This is a genomic window from Winogradskyella sp. SYSU M77433, from assembly GCF_029911945.1.
GTDB lineage: Bacteria > Bacteroidota > Bacteroidia > Flavobacteriales > Flavobacteriaceae > Winogradskyella.
Genome location: NZ_JARYTG010000001.1, coordinates 152,233 through 171,043 on the forward strand (window position 1 = coordinate 152,233; position 18,811 = coordinate 171,043).

General features: G+C 31.5%; 9 protein-coding genes. 4 read left to right on the top strand and 5 right to left on the bottom strand.

From position 1 onward, the window contains the following. Positions 1 to 5 precede the first annotated feature (5 nt). The 4 genes from QGM60_RS00680 to QGM60_RS00695 are packed head-to-tail and all read left to right on the top strand — an operon-like array spanning position 6 to position 9,831. A complete protein-coding gene (locus QGM60_RS00680; protein WP_281138273.1) occupies positions 6 to 2,102 on the top strand; it encodes a CHAT domain-containing protein in 2,097 nt (698 codons plus the stop codon). A 14-nt stretch (positions 2,103 to 2,116) separates the two neighbouring features. After that, the gene (locus QGM60_RS00685; protein ID WP_281138274.1) at positions 2,117 to 5,110 is read left to right on the top strand and encodes a caspase family protein; all 2,994 of its coding nucleotides are present in this window, start codon (positions 2,117 to 2,119) and stop codon (positions 5,108 to 5,110) included. Continuing rightward, complete coding sequence (locus tag QGM60_RS00690) at positions 5,107 to 6,780, top strand: DUF6531 domain-containing protein (protein WP_281138275.1); 1,674 nt, start codon at positions 5,107 to 5,109, stop codon at positions 6,778 to 6,780. The genes QGM60_RS00685 and QGM60_RS00690 overlap by 4 nt, the downstream gene beginning before the upstream one ends. Positions 6,781 to 6,840: 60 nt before the next feature. Continuing rightward, the gene (locus tag QGM60_RS00695) at positions 6,841 to 9,831 is read left to right on the top strand and encodes a caspase family protein (protein ID WP_281138276.1); all 2,991 of its coding nucleotides are present in this window, start codon (positions 6,841 to 6,843) and stop codon (positions 9,829 to 9,831) included. Between the two features lies 1 nt (position 9,832). On the opposite strand, the gene QGM60_RS00700 is transcribed toward QGM60_RS00695, so the two are convergent. From QGM60_RS00700 to QGM60_RS00720, 5 genes are all read right to left on the bottom strand, one after another. Then, positions 9,833 to 13,945, bottom strand: a complete 4,113-nt coding sequence (locus tag QGM60_RS00700) for a hypothetical protein (protein WP_281138277.1) — start codon at positions 13,943 to 13,945, stop codon at positions 9,833 to 9,835. A 1-nt stretch (position 13,946) separates the two neighbouring features. Then, on the bottom strand, positions 13,947 to 14,720 hold the full coding sequence (locus QGM60_RS00705; RefSeq protein ID WP_281138278.1) for a hypothetical protein: 774 nt from the start codon (positions 14,718 to 14,720) through the stop codon (positions 13,947 to 13,949). Beyond that, entirely contained in the window at positions 14,699 to 15,862 is a 1,164-nt protein-coding gene (locus QGM60_RS00710; RefSeq protein WP_281138279.1) for a CHASE2 domain-containing protein, read from the bottom strand. The genes QGM60_RS00705 and QGM60_RS00710 overlap by 22 nt, the downstream gene beginning before the upstream one ends. Positions 15,863 to 15,868: 6 nt before the next feature. Further along, complete coding sequence (locus QGM60_RS00715; RefSeq protein ID WP_281138280.1) at positions 15,869 to 16,768, bottom strand: hypothetical protein; 900 nt, start codon at positions 16,766 to 16,768, stop codon at positions 15,869 to 15,871. Between the two features lie 141 nt (positions 16,769 to 16,909). Beyond that, the gene (locus tag QGM60_RS00720) at positions 16,910 to 18,802 is read right to left on the bottom strand and encodes an OmpA family protein (protein WP_281138281.1); all 1,893 of its coding nucleotides are present in this window, start codon (positions 18,800 to 18,802) and stop codon (positions 16,910 to 16,912) included. Positions 18,803 to 18,811: the final 9 nt, after the last annotated feature.

Sequence of the window (18,811 nt, forward strand, 5' to 3'; positions counted from 1 at the left end):
AACATATGCCAATCAAAGCTATTTTTTTGCTGTACTTTTTATTTAATCTGTCTTTAATATTTTGTCAGTCGAATGAAGCTCAGCTTCAAAAGGAGTTTGACCTTCAAATTGAAACTATTAATCAGCTCGCGCAAGCCGGAAATATCAACGAAGCTATTGAGAAAGCAAAATCAACTAAAGAATTTGCTTTTAATAATTTCAAAACATCAAATTATAATCAGAAAACAATTCTTTACAAGCTTAATTTTTTCTATCGCTACATTAAAAATTCTGAAGAGGAACTCACCACTAATATTGAGCTCAATAAGTTAAGAGAAAATGACTTAATAGCAGAATCTTCCTCTTTTCAAAACTCTTTAAAAGAATTAATCTCATTTTATAACCACACAAGTAATCCTAGAGAAGTAATTCCTGTTTTTACGCAAGCCAATGAACATTTAAATAATCACATTAAGGATGCTTTAAAACAACGTTTCGAAGACGAAAAATCACTCTTTCTGGACAAAAACATAAAACCTTATTTTAATTTATTTCAGTCTTTTGCGTATAAAACCAATTACAAGTATCAAGTTTTCAACAATGTACTACTAAACAACACCTTACTTATAAAAGGTGCACTTTTAAATTCTTCAAAAGATATTCTTAAAACATTAAAAACGCTAAACGATGATTTAATCTCTAAGAAAATAGAAATTTACCGTGATGAAAAAGACTTTATATCGTTACAACTATGTTTGCCAGAAAATCAAAGACACCCAGATTTAGCAACACGCCAAGAACGATTAAGAGGTTTAGAATCTGAATTAATCTCCATCTATAGACAAAAATTTCAAGATCAAAGAGAAAATCCAATCAACTGGAGACGAACCCAACTTACCGAAAATGAGATTGCCGTAGAGTTCACTCACTTTAAATACTATGACAAAAAATGGACAGATAGCATTATCTATGTTGCCGAAGTCTTTAGGAAAGATTGGAGATACCCTAAGATTATCCCTCTTTTTGAAGAGGCTCAGCTAAAACAAATTCTAAATCAAAAATCAGCAACACAAATCTATCAATCCAGAGGATCTCAAGGCAGAAAAACCAATGCCACCAATTACGCAAAAGAGATATACAATCTTATAATTACGCCTATTGAACCTTTACTAAAAGACAATAATACTATTTATTTTTCACCAGACGGTATATTGCATCAAATTGCGTTTGCGGCATTAAAATCGGAAACTGGAAAACTTTTGATTGAAGATTTTGAGCTCATACAAGTTAGCAATTCTACAGTGATTAAAAGAGAAAAGACAGAACCTTTCTCTAAAAATATTCTACTCATTGGAGGTGTTAACTACGATTTTGATTTCGATAAAAATATCACCAATTCTAATGAAAAAAAGGGTTATTTAGATATGCCGACATTTAACAATAGTAAATCTACAACTAATAGAAACTCTACTTGGCCATACCTACAAGGCACACAAGACGAAATTGATAATTTAGAAAAACTATTCAACTCTAGAGCTAAGCAGTGTATGGTATTAAATGGTGATAATGCTACAGAAAATGCCATAAAAAGCCTAAGTTCAAATAGCCCAAACATCCTTCATATTGCAACCCATGGTTTCTTTTTTGAAGACCTTGACAATAAAGACTTAATTAAAGAAAACCAAACCCAATACCAACACTCTGAAAATCCACTTTTAAGGTCTGGCTTGCTTTTTGCTCATGCTAATTATGCTTGGTTAAATGGACACAACAACTTTGAAGATGAAGATGGAATTTTAACAGCTCTTGAAATTTCGAATTTAGATCTATCACAAACAGATTTGGTAGTATTAAGCGCCTGTGAAACCGGTTTAGGAGATATAAAAGGTAATGAAGGCGTTTATGGATTACAACGTGCTTTTAAGATGGCTGGTGTAGATATGATTATAATGAGTCTTTGGGAAGTTCCAGATGTTGAAACCGCTGAGTTTATGAATCTGTTATACACCAACTGGCTCGAAGGACAAAACATAAGAGAAGCGTTTAGAAACACACAGTTATCTATGTCCAAGAAATATGAAGATAATCCAGAAAAATGGGCTGCTTTTGTACTTTTAGAATAAATTAGAGTGCTCTAATGAAATTTAAGATAACCTACATATTATTCTTTTTCACACTTCTTGGTCTTGCCCAAGATGGTGCTCGCGGTTCACAAGGAACAGCTGTAGCGTCGGCTAACTCTGGTGTAAAACGCGCTTTGGTCATAGGCATTTCAAAATACAAAGCATCTGAGCTCAATCTAAATTATGCTGATAAGGATGCCGAACTATTTAGGGATTATCTTATAAAAATAGATTCCATTCCTGAAAAAAACCTTACCTATCTTACTAATGAAGATGCCACCTCATTTAATATTTCTAATGCACTTTCAAAACTTATAGAGAACACTAATGAAGGTGATAAAGTTTATTTGTTTTTTGCTGGTCATGGCGATGTTGTAGACCAAGATAGTGTTGAAGAAAAAATTGGCTTTTTACTCGCTCACGATGTTAACAAAGAGCGTGAATATTACGGCACGCAAGGTGTTGTTCCTTTTAAAGACATTAACACCACTGTAAATTCAATCGCTAATAAAAACGCCAAAATTGTATTGGTTTTAGACGCCTGTAAATCGGGATTTTTATATCTCGATGGTAGTCAGAGGAATTTAGAAACCATAAACAATACCTTTGAAAATTCCACAAAGCTTCTCAGCTGTAAGCCTAATCAACTTTCTTATGAATCTTCAAACGAAACCAGCAACATTGGTCAAGGCTTTTTCACTTACTATTTAGTACTTGGATTAATGGGTGCTGCCGATAACTTGGTACAAGATTTCAACTTACAGTCTTTTGAACTTCAATCATTTTTAGATACCAATGTTGCTGCTGCTACGGCCAACAAACAATCACCTGTTGTAAAAACTACGAAGTCTACCGAAATTCTCAAGAAAGTAAATATCACCGACAAATCTGATGCTTTACTTCAAATTCAGAATTCTACAGCTATAAAAACACTTTTAGCCAATAGAAATGACACTTATAATGCAGAATCGACATTTAAAGACAATGATGGAATTATAGAAAAATTCAATAAAGCATTACAATCCAAAAACTATTATGGTTCAGAATCTAGTGCTCAAGAAATTATAAAAAATGCTGAAAGTGATAATTCTACTTCAGAAGAATTGGTTCAAAATTTAAAAGATAATCTCGTCAATGCACTTTCGCTTGAAGCACAAACATTAATTAATACCTACATCAGTAATAGCAAAAATTTACCTAGTGGAAATGTATTCTTAGAAAATGCTAAATACTTAGATATCTGCTTATCCTACATGAATGAAAATGACTTTATGTATGATCGGTTTTTGTGTAGTAAATTATTTTTAGAAGCTTACTCTACTATTAAACTACAGCGTTTCGATAAATACAACGAAGCCAAAGAAAAACTTCAATCTGCTCTTAAAATAGAACAAAAAGCAGCATATATTTATAATGCTTTAGGCATTATAATGAATGATTTGGAATATTATGAAGAGGCTTTTAAAAATTATCAAAAGGCTAATGAGTTAATACCTACTTGGTCCTTTCCTTTAAATAATATTGGTTCTAACTATTTAGACATTAATAATTACGAAAACGCAATTGATTTTTACACCAAAGCAAGCAAAATGAAGTTTGCACAAAAAATGTCTTACAACAATATTGGTGTAGTTTACGATCGTATGGGAAGGTTTAAGGATTCTGAAACTTTCTATCTTAAAGTGGGTGAAGTTGATGGTGATTTCTTAGATATTACACTAAGAAACTTAGCTAAGGTCTATAACAGCAGAGGTAATCTTAAACAAGCATATGACTATTTTGAGAAGGCCTATCAACAAGACTCTACAAATATTACAACTTTAACTGAATATGGTGAATTTTTAATTGATGAGGCATTAAATCCTGCTCGAGGAGAATTATTAGTCAATAGAGCCATTGAACTAGCACCATATCAATCTGATGGTTATAGAGAATTAGCAGACTGTTACAGAAGATTTAAAAGGGAAACTAAATTTTACCTTAAAGCAGATAGTTTATACCAAAAAGCAATTGAGCTGAATCCTCACGATACTTGGGCTTATGCCGGACGCGCTTGGAACTATAAGAAACTAGATAAAAACAATGAAGAAATTGAACAGCAATTTCTGAAAGGCATAAAAGCCAATCCACAAAAAGCAAGTGCTTATTACTACTTGGGTAATTATTATCCTGAAGATGATAAGAAAGAAGAATTTTATAAAAAAGCTATTGCGCAAGATTCATTTTATATGCCAGCATATAAAAGTTTAGTGAAAGTTTATAACGATAACAAAACATATACTGAATCGCTTTCACTCTTAGAGGGTGTTACACGTTGGAACTCTAAATCACCTGACATCTACAACTTAATAGGAAACACCTATTTTGAACAAAATGATTTTCAAAATGCTACGATAAACTATCAAAAAGCCATCACTCTAGATTCTACATATGCTAATGGCTTGGTAAACCTTGCCTATTGCGAACTAAAAAATAAAAATTACGAAAGTTCTTTTCAATATTTTCTTAAGAGTTTTAAGGCTAATCCTTACAAGTTAAAACTTAATGATTATGCACAATACTTTTTATTTGAAGCAAGAACCTCTAAAGACGATAAACTGAAATTATACGAGCTAGCCTACAAGCTAGAAAGTAATGCTGAAACCAGATATCTTTTAGCTAAACACTATTATCTTAATGATAAATCAGATTTGGCTGAAACTTTATTAGCAAATGTAAATCTTCAAGAATTGAGTAGATCGTGGAGAATTCAATATTTAAAGCTCATGATACTTTTAAATTTTGAAAGTGAATCCACAAAAAAAGCCAATCAGTTAAATGAAGAACTAAAAAAAGTCAATCCTAAGAAGGATAAAATTTTAAATGTTCTATTGCTCTACTTCAATAAAGACAAAAAAGAAGCCAAAGAGGCTATAAAAAATATTAATCCTTATTTTTTAAAGGATAAACAACTGCTTAAAAACTATAATTCAACAATTGTAGAAATCATAAAATCCCTAAGGTTATGAAAACTAAATTTTCCCTTTGTCTCATTTTTTTAATCACCTTTAATCTTTTTGCTGGTGTCAATCTCAAAAATGGCAATTTTTACATTTCTTACACTGATCTTTTAACCAAACATGTTCAATTTGTGTTTGGTGACTTTTCAAGGACATATAATTCTAAATCCATTAAAACCGGATTATTTGGTTACGGTTGGGGAACAAAATGGGAAACAGAACTGTACTTTTTTCCTGATGGTTATATTTCCGTACACGAATATGGTGCTGGTGGTAAATCTGCTTTTAATTCAGACTTAGTTTCAACTGAGAGTATTCAAATGATGGTAGACATTATCATCGATACAAAGTTAGAGCACGGTTTACTAGACAACAACCCTTCTGCCATATTAAAACTTCAGAACAAGCTTACGGACATGATGGATGTAAGACATGCCGAATGGCTAAACCTCAAAAAAGAAAATAAATTAGATTTTGAACAAGAACTTATTGACGGCTTAGTATTTGATGGCTTTTCTAGAGGAAATCAAAAAATTACGATTACCAACAATGGTTTTGAACGTATTAGCATCTCTGACCAAACAAAAGAATTCTTCGATATTAATGGTAGATTGATAAAGTACACTGATAACAACGGCCTTTATACAGAAATTAAATACGTTGATGATAAAATCACCCAAATGATTTGCAGCGATGGAAATGTAATTTATTTTAAAACCAATGATAATGGCTATATCATTGAAGCAAGATTAGAAGATAATGTTTCAACATATAAGTATGATGGAGACAACCTAGTCTACAACAAAGATGGTGGTGGTAATCAATACGCTTATGAATATGACAATATTCATAATCTCACCAGAATCATTTATAATCCCGTGCGTTTTAAAGGTGAAGCAATAGACGCTATGACAATTACCTATGAAGACCGAACGTATTATTGTTCTAGCATTACCGATAGAGATGGAAAAACTGTAAACTACGAATATAAAAAGTACTTTAATGAAGATGGAACTGAGGATCCCGATCATTATTCTACAACAGTGATAAAAGATGATTATTATGGTAATAAAGCCAAAAGTGAATATGAATACTTTATTAAAGTAGGAGCTAGTGGTAATCGCTACACGCATCAGATCATTACAACAATTCAAGGTATTACAACAAATACAACCTACGATGAGCAATGTGGAAATCCCATAAAAATCATAAAAGGTCGTAGAGAAACAGATTTTAAATACAATAACCGTTGTAGATTAATTAGAAAAACTTCAAATTATGGAGATGATATAGAAATGAAATATCATCCTACACTAGAAAAATTGACCTATGTTAGAAATGATCAAGGTGAATTCAATTTTGAATACAATACTAAAGGCAACTTACTTAAAGCTTCTAAAAGTAATGGAGATACTGTTGAGATGGAATATCTAGACAATGGTAAAATATCCAAAATGGTCTCTAATGATGAAACTTTACTTTTTAAGTATAATGCCATGGGAAAACCAATTGCTATAGAAATTGAAGGTGAAGGAAAAATCGATGTCACTTACGATAAATATGGCGAAATAGAGCGTGTAGATAGTGAAGATGGACATTCAATGGCTTTAAAGGTTACGCAAGCATTTCAAAACTTGTTAGCTATTGTTAAACCTTCAGGTGTCAATTTAGGCATGTAATATTAGTCATACATTAAATTTGTATCTTAACACTACGATTGTCAATTGAATTTTATTCCAATGAAACACATTTTACTTTCATTTTTACTTTTATCAGTATGCGTAGGAACTGCCCAAGACGGTGAACGTGGTTCTAAAGCTAGCTCAGTAGAAAATACTGCAGAAGGTAAAAAACGTGCCATAATCATTGGTGTTTCAAACTATAAAGAAGAAGCTCTAAAACTCAATTATGCAGATAATGATGCTTTGCTTTTTAAAAACTATTTAAGTCTTGCTGAAAAATTACCACAAGAAAACATAAGCCTTCTTATCAATGAAGATGCCGTAGCTTTAAATGTTGTTCAACAATTCAAAAAGCTATTATCAAAAATTGAAGATGGAGACACTACATATATTTATTTTGCAGGTCATGGTGATGTTGTGGACGATTTTGGTGAGAAAGAAGGCTTCCTACTTACGGCAGACGCTAATGCCAATCAAGAGTATTATTCTGGTGGAGTAATTCCTCTAGCCCTACTCAATAAAATTATAAGTAGCTATACTAATAAAGGCTCTAAAGTGATATTGATTTTAGATGCATGTAGATCGGGTTTTGTTTTTGAAGAAGGCACTCAAAAAAATATGGGGACCATTCAAGCTATGTTTGAAAATTCAACTAAAATCCTAAGCTGTGGCTCTAACGAGTTGTCTTACGAAAGTGGTGATTTAAATCACGGATACTTTACATATTATTTGGTTAAAGGTCTCACAGGAAATGCAGATAGCAATACTGATAATTCAATTATATATCGTGAAATAGATGACTATTTGTACGATAATGTTTCTGCTACAGTTTCAACTAAATTCAAGAAAAACCAAACACCTGTAGTTCGTACAAAAAATGATAGAGCAATCTATAAAACTATAGAACCCAATCAGCCTACAATAGCTTTTGAGGTTATAAACTCAGATATTGAAAAAGATAAAACCTTAGCTTCAAGAGGTGTTTCTACTACAGATTTAAAAGATAAAACCGCTGGCTCAGTTATTAAAAAATTTAACGATGCCATTGAAAGAAAATCATACCACGGCAAATCTTCTAGTGCTTATGAAATCTATAAATCGGCTAAACAGACTAATCAATTATCCGAAGGTTTAGCTGAAAAAATGGAAAGCATCCTTTTAAAAAAATTGTCTGGTGATGCACAACAACTTATCAATAATTATATTGATGGTTACAAAACTTTGCCTTCAAGTAAATCATTTGTTGAACAAGCTAAAAATCTGGATGTTTGTTTAGAACTTATTGGTGAAGACGATTACCTCAGCAACCGTATTAAGTCAAGCAAATTGCTTTTAGAAGCTTATGCTATTATTAAAAGCAAAAACTATTCGAGATATAAGCTAGCTAAACGAAAGCTTAATTCTGCTTTACAATTAGAACCTAGAGCAGCTTACATACACAACGCCCTTGGCGTAGTCTATAATCAGGAAAAAACCTACGATAGCGCACATTACCACTTCAATAAAGCAAAATCTTTGATTGTTAGCTGGTCTCAACCCATAACCAATATCAGTGATAACTTTTTAGACCAATATAAATATGAAGATGCTAAAACTAACTTGAGCAATTCGCTTGGTACAAACGGTATTAATGCTAATTTAAAACTTGGTGAAATCAACGAAAAAGAAGGTAAATACAATATTGCTGAAGACTACTATTCTAAAGTTTTAGAACTCGATACCAATAATACCTTTGCTTTGCAGAAAATGAGCCATCTTCAAAAATTAAAAGGCAATAATAAAGCCTCATTAGATTGGTACAAAAAAGCTGTTAAGTCAGATTCTATAAATTCTATATTTGGCTTAGGTTTAGTGAACTATATACAAGAAAATAAGCTTTCTGATGAAGAAGGTGAAAAATTATTACTAAACGCTATAGACTATGAACCTGAATCGTCTATCTTATATTCTGAATATGCTGACTTTTTAAGATTAACTCAAACTAAACTTACACGGTTACGATTAGCAGATTCACTGTATAAAAAAGCTATAGAACTCAATCCATACAACACCAAAGCTTATGCTGGAAGTGGCTGGCTTCAAGATAAATTCAAAAAACTTTTAAAAGCTAAACAAGCTTTTGAAGATGGTATTGCTAAAAACCCTGAAAATCCTGAAAGCTATTTCTACTACGCCAATTTCTTAAAAGAACGTGCAAATACAGTTGAGGACGCAAAGGCTTTGTATTTAAGCTCCATTGAAAAAGATCATTTTTTTATTCCTGCTTACAATGAATTGATCAATCTCTACAACAGTGAAAATGCACAAGAAAAGTCATTAGAACTTTTAAATCGCATGATAAACAAACACCCAGAAACATTAGATTTTTATAATCTATTAGGGCAAACCTATTTTTCAAAAGGAGAATACAATAAAGCTATTGAAGCTTATAAAACAGCTTCAGATATAGACAAAACTTACACCAAAGGTTATAAATCTCTTGGATATAGTTCATTGAAAACAGACAATATTGATGCAGCGAAAACATATCTTATTACCGCAGCAGAAAATGATGCCAATGAGGACACCAAAAAAGAAATATCAGAGTTTATTCTCACTATGGCTAGAGATAAACAAAAATTTGGTAAGCCTGAACAGGTAAAACAACTATTTGAACTTGCCTTCACCATTGATAACTCGGCCAAAACGGCTATAGTCTATGCTGACTTTTTATATCTTAATAACGAAGCTATAAAGTCTATAGAAATTGCGCTTCCTGCCATGAGTAAAGAAAATACTAAAGCCGAAAACATTAGCTTATTGGAAGTTATGACAAAGGCTGCTATTGATGCAAACGCTATGGATAATGTGAAATACTATTATCAAAACTTAATAAATCTTGATAGCACTCCAGATGCACTTTTAACTTCTGTTTATTTCAGATTTATTGGTGATATGAATACAAGCATGACTTTCAGAAGACGTGTCGATCAAAACTTATTACGATCTAATAAATTAAAAGACCAGTATAGCCAAAATACTATTGACAAGTATATTTTACTAGATTAAACTACCACATTTTCAAATTAGAACTCGCATTGATTTCTCTCAAGTCTGGGAATTGTTTACCATTGGTAAGCTGCATTACTTGTTTTAAAAGTTCAGAAATATCATCTTGTGTAAGTTCAACGGATTTTTCTAAGGATTTTTCAGTTAAAATAATACTACCTCCTAATTTCTCTTTTAACAGATTAATGTAAGCACTCGTAAAAGCACCGTTTCCTAAAGCTTTATTTTCATAAGCTACATCACCTCCAGAAGACGCAGAAATAACCGTAATACCACTTTTAGACAAGAAGTCATCAAAGACATCAGACACCACATTAGACAACCTGAACTCTGGTTCTTTTTTTGTACTTCGCGATTTAGAACCACGCTGCCCAGAACCTTCTGTTACGCTATTGTTTGAACCTGATGAAACATCTAAAGTATTTCCAGAATGACAGGTATCCATAAGCAATAGCTTATTATTTGCTTTAGATTGATTAAGCGATTCAATAATGGTATTAAATGCTAAACCGTTTTTTGAAACATTATTAAAATCCATATCGTGTGGTGCGTAATAATAATTCAAATCGTTGTCCAAGACTCCATGGCCAGCAATAAAAAGCACAACTTGATCTTCTGGCTTGGCGTTTTTAAATACTTCCAGAATCGTTTTTTCTATAGATTTTGAAGTAGCTTTTTCGTTAACTAAATATTCAACTTTGGTACTTTTAAATGACGGTGATGTATGCTTAATAAAAATATCTTCAGTTGACATAAAACGTTCTTCAACAAGCGGTTCTCCTTCAAAAACATAATGCAATTGATTATCTACAATAGACAGTCCTTTTACGCTATCTGAAAACACCTTTTCATCCAATACATCTCCTTCTAAATTATATTTGATAATCTTGTATTTGAAATTTTCACCATGAGACTTAATCACAGAAAACGTTTTACCATCCTTAGCAATAGATAACTGATCTAAACTTTCAATTTTTGGGATTTTCAACTTGAGTGGTAGTTCATCTTTTAAGTCTAGATTTTTATAATATGAATTGCCATCTAAATCCGAATAAAGCAAATGTTTACCATTTGATGAAAGCGCTTTTAAATACACCAAATACACATTCGCTGAATCTATAGCTGTTCTTTCTGGTTTTATATTATAGATATCTGGATTAAATTGTATTTGAGTCGTATCCTTTTTTTGGAAATTACCCAAAGCCACAGTTACTAAATTATCTAAACCTGAAGCAGATGAAAGCTTGGCCCAACCATCGTTTTCTAATATTGTAAAATTATCCGTAGACATATATTCGTCGTCTTTTTTTATGGATAATTTTAATTTTTTGAACTTCTCAGTCTTAACATCATACTTGTAAAAATCGCCGTTATCCGACTTTACAACAAAGCTCTCATTATCTAATCCAGGAAAGAATATTGGGTCTACCGTATATGTATTTATAGTGACGTCTTCAGGAAAAGTGATGGCTGTAATTGTCTTGGTTTTAAAATTCCACAAGTAGTTTTCCTCGTAATTACTTTCTAACCATAAATGGCCATCAGCCGTTAAAGGCTCTAAATTAGAAAGGCTCTTATAACTTCCAAAATACTTGTTGATATCCGTCAACGGAGTATCGTCTCCATCTTTTAGTGTATAAGGATTTCCAAAGAATTTAGTCTTGTAATTTTGAAATGCTTCATCCGTTACAGTGCCATAAATTTTGGCAATATCAAAGGCATCTTTATCTGCGTAGGTGAGATTATAGGCATTTTGCTCGTAATCTGATACGCCTACAGAAAGCACATATAAATCTCCTTTTTTCTGCTCTACTGTCTTTGGAATTGAGTTTTCCTTTTCTATATCGACTTTAGTGTTTTCATAAAGATTTGCAGTTCTTAGACGTAAGGCTTCATCTAAAAGTTTTAAATATTCTGCATTTGGTTTTCCGATAGACTTCAACACTTCAGAAGGATTAAAGTAATCTTTTTCTAACGTCTGTATTGGAACAAGCTTTTTATCTTGAGTAGACACTATGTAATCTTCAGGATTTGTATTACTGAAATAGAAATTATCACTGTTTACAAAAACATGGCTGTCTTTATCTGGATGTATCATTTCTAATACTGACTTAAGTCCATTTACTGTGTAAATTTTAATCTTACCATTACTAAAACTTGCCATTAGTTTTGAACCGTCTTCATTAAGAGAAATCTTTTCTGGAAATTCTGAGAGTGGAAACTTATATATTTTTTCTCCTATAACTAAACCTATATTCTCTACAGACAATACCGTAACATCGCCTTTACTTGCTACATCAATAATATTTAAACAATCTAAAGTTTTTGTCTCTACAGTATTAGAATCCGAAATTGTAAATGTTAAGGTAGATTGGTTGCAGTTAAATGGATCTATTTGATAATATGAATTTGAAATCAAAAAATCACGATCACCATCAGCATAGATTTTATATCTCCCATCTTTTAATTCGGTTGAAAAAATAGTTTTTAGAGATTTTATGTCTTTTATAATAACTTCATTTTCATCTGAAATTAATAGCAGAAACTCACCATTTTTAGAAAACTTACCAAACTTATACTTTCCTTCTATTTTAGTAACAGTATCTCCGTTTAAGATGGCAAACTCTTGTGGATCTGTATGGCCGCCATTATAATATACTTCAATACTTAAAAGTAAATCTCCTGTAATTGAATTATAGTCTAGAATACTTCGTTGCCTAACTTCTTTATACGACAGTTCTTTCACCATATCATTTACAATATCGTATACAAAAAAGCCATACTTATTATCATATTGCGAGCCTTTTTTATATCCATAAAAAGGTTTTAATCCATTTTCTTTATCAAAAGCTATTTCGGTGCTCATATCTGAGTAACCGTGAGTAACTTCTAAATAATCATTATAACTTAATGTTCCGAATCTGTTATTGAAAGTTCCTGTTTCAAAATATTTTAATTGGTCGGCATAGAATGTTAAACTTAAGCTAGATTCTTTCAACGCTTTTCCGTAAATCAGCCAATTATTATTTGGTAAAAACATTCCTGAATAAAAAGCTCTTGTTTCCTTAGGAATACTACTAACAATACGTTCTTTATTATAATCAAAAACCGCGAAACGAGCTGAGCTTACAATATTCTTATGGTATTCTTCAAAAAACAATATTTCATCAGTACTTTTAAGATATACTGCTTGTGTAGATCCTTGAGCTGTTTTTGGATTTAAATCTTTAAAATTAAGACCTTCCTTTTCAAGAATTACAGGTTGAACAAATGAGTTATTTGCTGTTATTATAATTGTTTTTAAACCATCTCTTTCGGAGTGTGAAACGTTTATAAAGTTCGTATTAAAGTCAATATCATGAATAGATTTTGAAAAAGTTGCTGTACTAGAAAGGTTGTAAATTTCAAGTTTACCATTAGTATTGTTGGTTGTGATGGCAAACAATTGACCATCATCAAAAAATAAATCCTGAATTTTTAATGCCTCAGGAATGTCAATCTCCGTGATATTTTTATAATCATTACCTACTTGAAGAGACACACGTAATTGTTTTCCAATTTGCCCTTCTACCAAAGCCATAGTTTTAGTGATAGAGTCATAAGCAGCCATAGTTACTTGTGCCGCCACAAAATATCTATTAACCTTCTCGAATTTAATGTTATAGAGGTCAACAATATTTAACGATTTATCTGGATTAGTATCTTGAATAATTATGGCATCTTTTTGATTCCCAATAAACGCAACATTGGCTTGCATTTTTTGTAATACTTTCTGATCAAAAACACCAATACTGATTATAGAATCCTGACTTCCGTCGGTAAATGCCAATTTTTGATTTATTGTGAGTACTCTATCATCAAACAACAATTTCATGTCTGTAATAGGCAAACCTGAAGCCGGCTTTATGGTTTTTATAACACGTTTAGTTTCCGAATTGTAAGCTAGGATTTTTCCGGATTCGTCTGCTGTAAAAAAATAAGGATATGCATCTGATGCTACCACATTTGTAATCCTAGCTGAATGATAATCCCTAAGTTTAATATCTACATTAGAATCTTGAGCTCCGGATTTAAAAATTAATAGAACAGTAAAAAAAGTAATTATGTATTTCACTCTATTTACAAAGTCCATAAATTTCGCAAATTGTAGTTTCTATTTCGGCATCAGATAAGCCCAAGGCTTCCAAATCCGTTAACAATGCTGTATAGTTCTTTACTTGTTCAGCATATTGATTTCTACTAATCAATTCAAAACTGTAAAACGTAAGATTATCTAAACTTGGAAACTCTTCAGTAGTCACGGCCCATTCAAAAGTATTGTCTTCTGAGAAAAATGGTTGAGTTTTGTATAATGAGATTTGGTTTCCATTTGTTGCCAGTTTCAACATCTCATCTGTTTTTTTATTTCTGACAAATACATAATAGGAAGAATCTACTTCATTAGTTTTCCAACTAAAGGTTAGTTTTGATGAGGCCAGCATGACACTATCTTTTGGAAATTCCATTAAAATATCTCCTCTGAACACACCTCCGATTACGGTAGAACCTTCTTCTTTTTTGACAAACTCGTCCCAAATTACTTTAAAGTACTTCGAGGTTAAACTACCCGACTGTTGAGTCTTTAGCTTCAGGATATCCTTGAATTTAAATTGACCATTACTTTCAACTTTATAAGCTTCACCAGAAGCATTAATAGCCGTTAATTTTGAGGATGAATCTAGGATAAGGGTTTGGTTCTTATTAATAAACTTTCCTTTTGAGAGTGGTTGAAGTTTGTTAGTTGTTTTCGCATAAGCACTACCATTAAGTTTAAAAACACAGAGGCTATCCTGAGCTTTCAATAGAAATGTAAAACAGCAAAAAAACATTACAACAACTGACTTTTCCATTCGTATTTTTTATTGAGAAATATTACTAAATGCTCATAAAAATCTATCATTCCTATACCGAATAAAGGTAAAATGATGATAGGCATAATATTAACATATACATTAGCTTGAAGCATTAATAATGCCAGATATAACAGAATCACAGAAATAATTAGCTGCACAGCTTTCTCGGTTAAATCATAAATAAAGCTATTACGTTTATACAACTTCATAGAAAGAAGTACAGTAATATATGTAATTATAAAAGCTATAAGATATATGATAAAAGTAGATACTTTGGAGATGTAGTTTTTATTGATAAGCATATTCAAAATATTAGCATGAATAGCGACTCCATAAGTATCTGGAACAGCTCTACCGACCCAAGCCTTATTGAGAGGTGTAAAATGTTTGTCTTCTATATCATAAATTTCATTACCATTACCTAAATACCCAAAAATAACCACTGCGTCTTTTATTGCAGGAATCTCATCAGTATTCAAAACCTCATCAATGCTAAAGTTTAAAAAGACATCTTTATTACCAATGTAGTTTATTGGTAACGGTTCATTTAATTTTTTTAAAGCATATTCTTCATCTATATAACCAGCAGTTTTAGCAAGTTGTGAAGTAAAAGACAACTCTTGATTTTCTTTTTTAGCACCTAAAAAATCACGAATTACAGTGTTTTGTCCATTTAGGTTTAAGTTTATGAATCCTTTTTGTAAACCATTAACTTCAAAATAAGAGTGGTTAGTTACTGCGGAATCATTTTCGCGATAATACGCTGTTACTATATTGGGTGTATTAGCTAAAGTACTTTTTAAAATAGAGTCTGTAAATTGACTTTTTTGGTCTTTGAAGATAATATCTAAACCAATTGCTTTAGGATTTTGCTTTGAAACAACTTCAATTGCTTGCGCTAATTGAAACCGGTCTGCATGCTTAATATTAACTAATATAATATTAGAATTTACACGCTGATTATCTAGTCTCTCTGCATAATATATATCGGTAAACTTAAAGTCTTTAAAAGCCTTTTCAAAAGGATCTAAAATTGTAAGATTGATAAAAATAAAATATAAAAGTCCAGCGACCACAAAAGTCATTATGGTACATAAAAGTGCATCTTTGCTTAAAGAACTTTTATAAAAAAACCTCATTGAAAATTAGTTAGCGATTTTTTCAATTGCAGATGCTCCATCAGAAATAATAGCATCTTTGTTATCACTCAACATCGTTGGCAATTGATTAATATACTTGCTCTTATTGCCTTCATATTCATCTAATCTTACATTCACTTTAACTATTCCGTAATTCTCGTTCCCATCTATTTGCGTTGTAAACGGTATATCATAATACCACGGAGATAAAATTGGTTGTTTGATAAGATTATCTGCTCCATACTTCAAATTTTTGAAATCATATTCTTGCTCAATGAGTGTAGCGCTTTTAGGGGTTCCATCATCTCCTCTCCATTGTCCTTCAATAGATATTGAGATTTTAGCATTTAGATTTTCGTCTGTATAAACCTTAGTTTTAGAGAAGAAAATGCGCAATTCATTAAAGCTTAAACGTGTAATACTTGGATTTTCAGGATCACTAATAAGCTCTATTTTAGCATAAAAATTGAGTAAATCATCTTCTTCTAGTCTAATAACATCATCCAATTTTAGAGATTGAGCAGCACCACGAGATTTTGGCATGCTATTAAAATCTTCTTTTACTAAAGTCGTTATTCTTTCTTTCTCTGTAACATCATTAGGTTTCGAATATTTCTTGATTTCAATCTCTTTATAAGTTTTCTCAACCTCACCTAAATCTGTATTGTAATAATTATTGATAGACAATGATTGAGAATACGTATTTGTCAAAGATTTAGATGTTTTTTCTGCCAAATATGAAGCACCAAAAAACACTCCTTGCAAAACCGTTTCTATCATACCACCTCTAGTATCTGCACGTTTTAGGTTTACTACAAACTCTTCGTTAGATTTAATATTAGATTTTTGGTGTACACCACAGGAATAGGCTAAAACAGCCAATAGAATAAAGATTGTTTTTTTCATGATAGCAAGACTTAATATTTTACTAATTTATACAAAAAAGACAAAAACCGAACCGTTTTAGAATTTATAAAGAAAAAGGCAAAGTATTTCCTGAAATTATTTCAGTTACTCTGCCTTAAAAACCAATCTAAATTTAATTTTTTATTCCTTCAATGGATTTCCTTTTACAATAATAAATTCTGTTCTTCTATTAATTTGATGATCTTCATCTGTACATTTTGAACCACAGTCTACTTTTGGGTCTTCCTCTCCTTTACCTACACCTGTGATTCTACTTTCATCTATTCCTTTAGAAATTACATACTGTACAGTTGACTTTACTCTTTGTTCTGATAATTGTTTATTATATTTTTTTGAACCTATGTTATCTGTATGGGATTCCGCTAAGATTTCCATCTTAGGATACTTTTTCATAACTGCTACTAGTTTATCTAGCTCAAAAGCTCCTTGAGAAGTAATATTAGCCTTATCAAAATCAAATAAAATTGGATCTAAGACTACTTTTTCATCTTTGATTATTTTTTCAATTGGTGATAACAATATCTGTATAGTTTCTTTTTCATTTTTACTACCACTAAATATAGTAGACACACTCTCATAACCTTGTAAACTTGCCTTTATTTCAAGAGCTTTATCACAAGCTACTTCATAAACTACATTTCCATTATTATCTGTTACTTTTTCAACTACTTTATCTAAATGATTTTTTATAACAATATCTACTCCTGATAGAATCTTCGACGTTTCCTCATCCAAAACTGTAATAGTTACTTCTACCCTACAAGGTTGTATTCTTTCTATGGCGTATATATCATCATTACCCTTTCCACCTTCTCTGTTAGAAGACACAAACCCTTTACCTGTTTCTTCATCAATCGTAAATGCTAAATCATCCGATCTACTATTTACAGGCACACCAATATTTTGAACTTTATTATTTTCATCAACATAAAACACATCTAATCCACCTAAACCTAAATGACCTGTTGAAGAAAAATAAAGAGTATTGTTACTGCTTACATAAGGAAACATTTCATGTTCTACAGTATTAATTTCATCACCTAAATTCATAGGTTCTCCGAAGGTACCATCCTTATTTATTGCTACCTTAAAAATATCATAGCCTCCAACGGATTGTGGCATGTTTGAGACAAAAAATAAAGTATTTCCATCAGCACTTACTGCTGGATTTTTTACTGAATAATTTTTATTATTGAATGGTAACGGTTCTACATCATCCCATTTTCCATTTGTTTTAGTTGCTTTAAACAAATAGATAACGCTAGTTTTAGTTCTATTTTCCTTATTTTTTATGTAGTCTCCATCAAAAAAACTTTCGCGAGAAAAATACATAGTGTTGCCATCTGGACTAAAAGACACTAGACCTTCATGATACTTTGTATTAATAGAACCTTCTACTTGCTGTGCATCTTCTTCTGTACCTTCACCCAAGACTACTTGGTAAATATCTAAATATGATTCGTTATCCCATCTGTATTTTTTTCCCGAAGTGTCTCTTCCTGATGCAAAATACAGAACACCATCTTGTTGTGTACCACCAAAATCTGATTCTGTAGAGTTAAAATCCAAACTGGTTAACTTATACAGTTGCTCTCCTTCTAGAATACTTTTTACATAATCAGGATTCTCACTGTAAGCTTTTGCACGTTCATCCTTTGGATTTTGTTCTACAAATTTTTGCATCCAAATCTCAGATTGCTCGTACTTACCATTAGCCTTTAACATTTCAGCATATTTATACATTGTATTGGCATCCTGAGATGTTTCTAAAGCTTTAGCATACCATTTTTCTGCTTCTTTAGTATTGAAAATATTAAAATTTGCCTCAGCTAACTGCGAATAAACATATACATCTGCTTTATTGCTACTTACCAGTTTATTATAACTTTTTATAGCTTTGAGGTATTCTAATTCGGTAAAATATTTATCTGCCTCCTTTGTATCTTTATTTTGAGCAAAAAGTCCAAATACACAAGTAAAAAACAGAACAATCGTAATTTTTAAAGGTTTCATAAGTATCTA

Excerpts from the sequence above, each read along its gene's own strand:
- QGM60_RS00680 (WP_281138273.1), top strand. The coding sequence starts at position 6 with ATGCCAATCAAAGCTATTTTTTTGCTGTACTTTTTATTTAATCTGTCT.
- QGM60_RS00685 (WP_281138274.1), top strand. The coding sequence starts at position 2,117 with ATGAAATTTAAGATAACCTACATATTATTCTTTTTCACACTTCTTGGT.
- QGM60_RS00690 (WP_281138275.1), top strand. The coding sequence starts at position 5,107 with ATGAAAACTAAATTTTCCCTTTGTCTCATTTTTTTAATCACCTTTAAT.
- QGM60_RS00695 (WP_281138276.1), top strand. The coding sequence starts at position 6,841 with ATGAAACACATTTTACTTTCATTTTTACTTTTATCAGTATGCGTAGGA.
- QGM60_RS00705 (WP_281138278.1), bottom strand. The coding sequence starts at position 14,720 with ATGGAAAAGTCAGTTGTTGTAATGTTTTTTTGCTGTTTTACATTTCTA.
- QGM60_RS00710 (WP_281138279.1), bottom strand. The coding sequence starts at position 15,862 with ATGAGGTTTTTTTATAAAAGTTCTTTAAGCAAAGATGCACTTTTATGT.
- QGM60_RS00715 (WP_281138280.1), bottom strand. The coding sequence starts at position 16,768 with ATGAAAAAAACAATCTTTATTCTATTGGCTGTTTTAGCCTATTCCTGT.
- QGM60_RS00720 (WP_281138281.1), bottom strand. The coding sequence starts at position 18,802 with ATGAAACCTTTAAAAATTACGATTGTTCTGTTTTTTACTTGTGTATTT.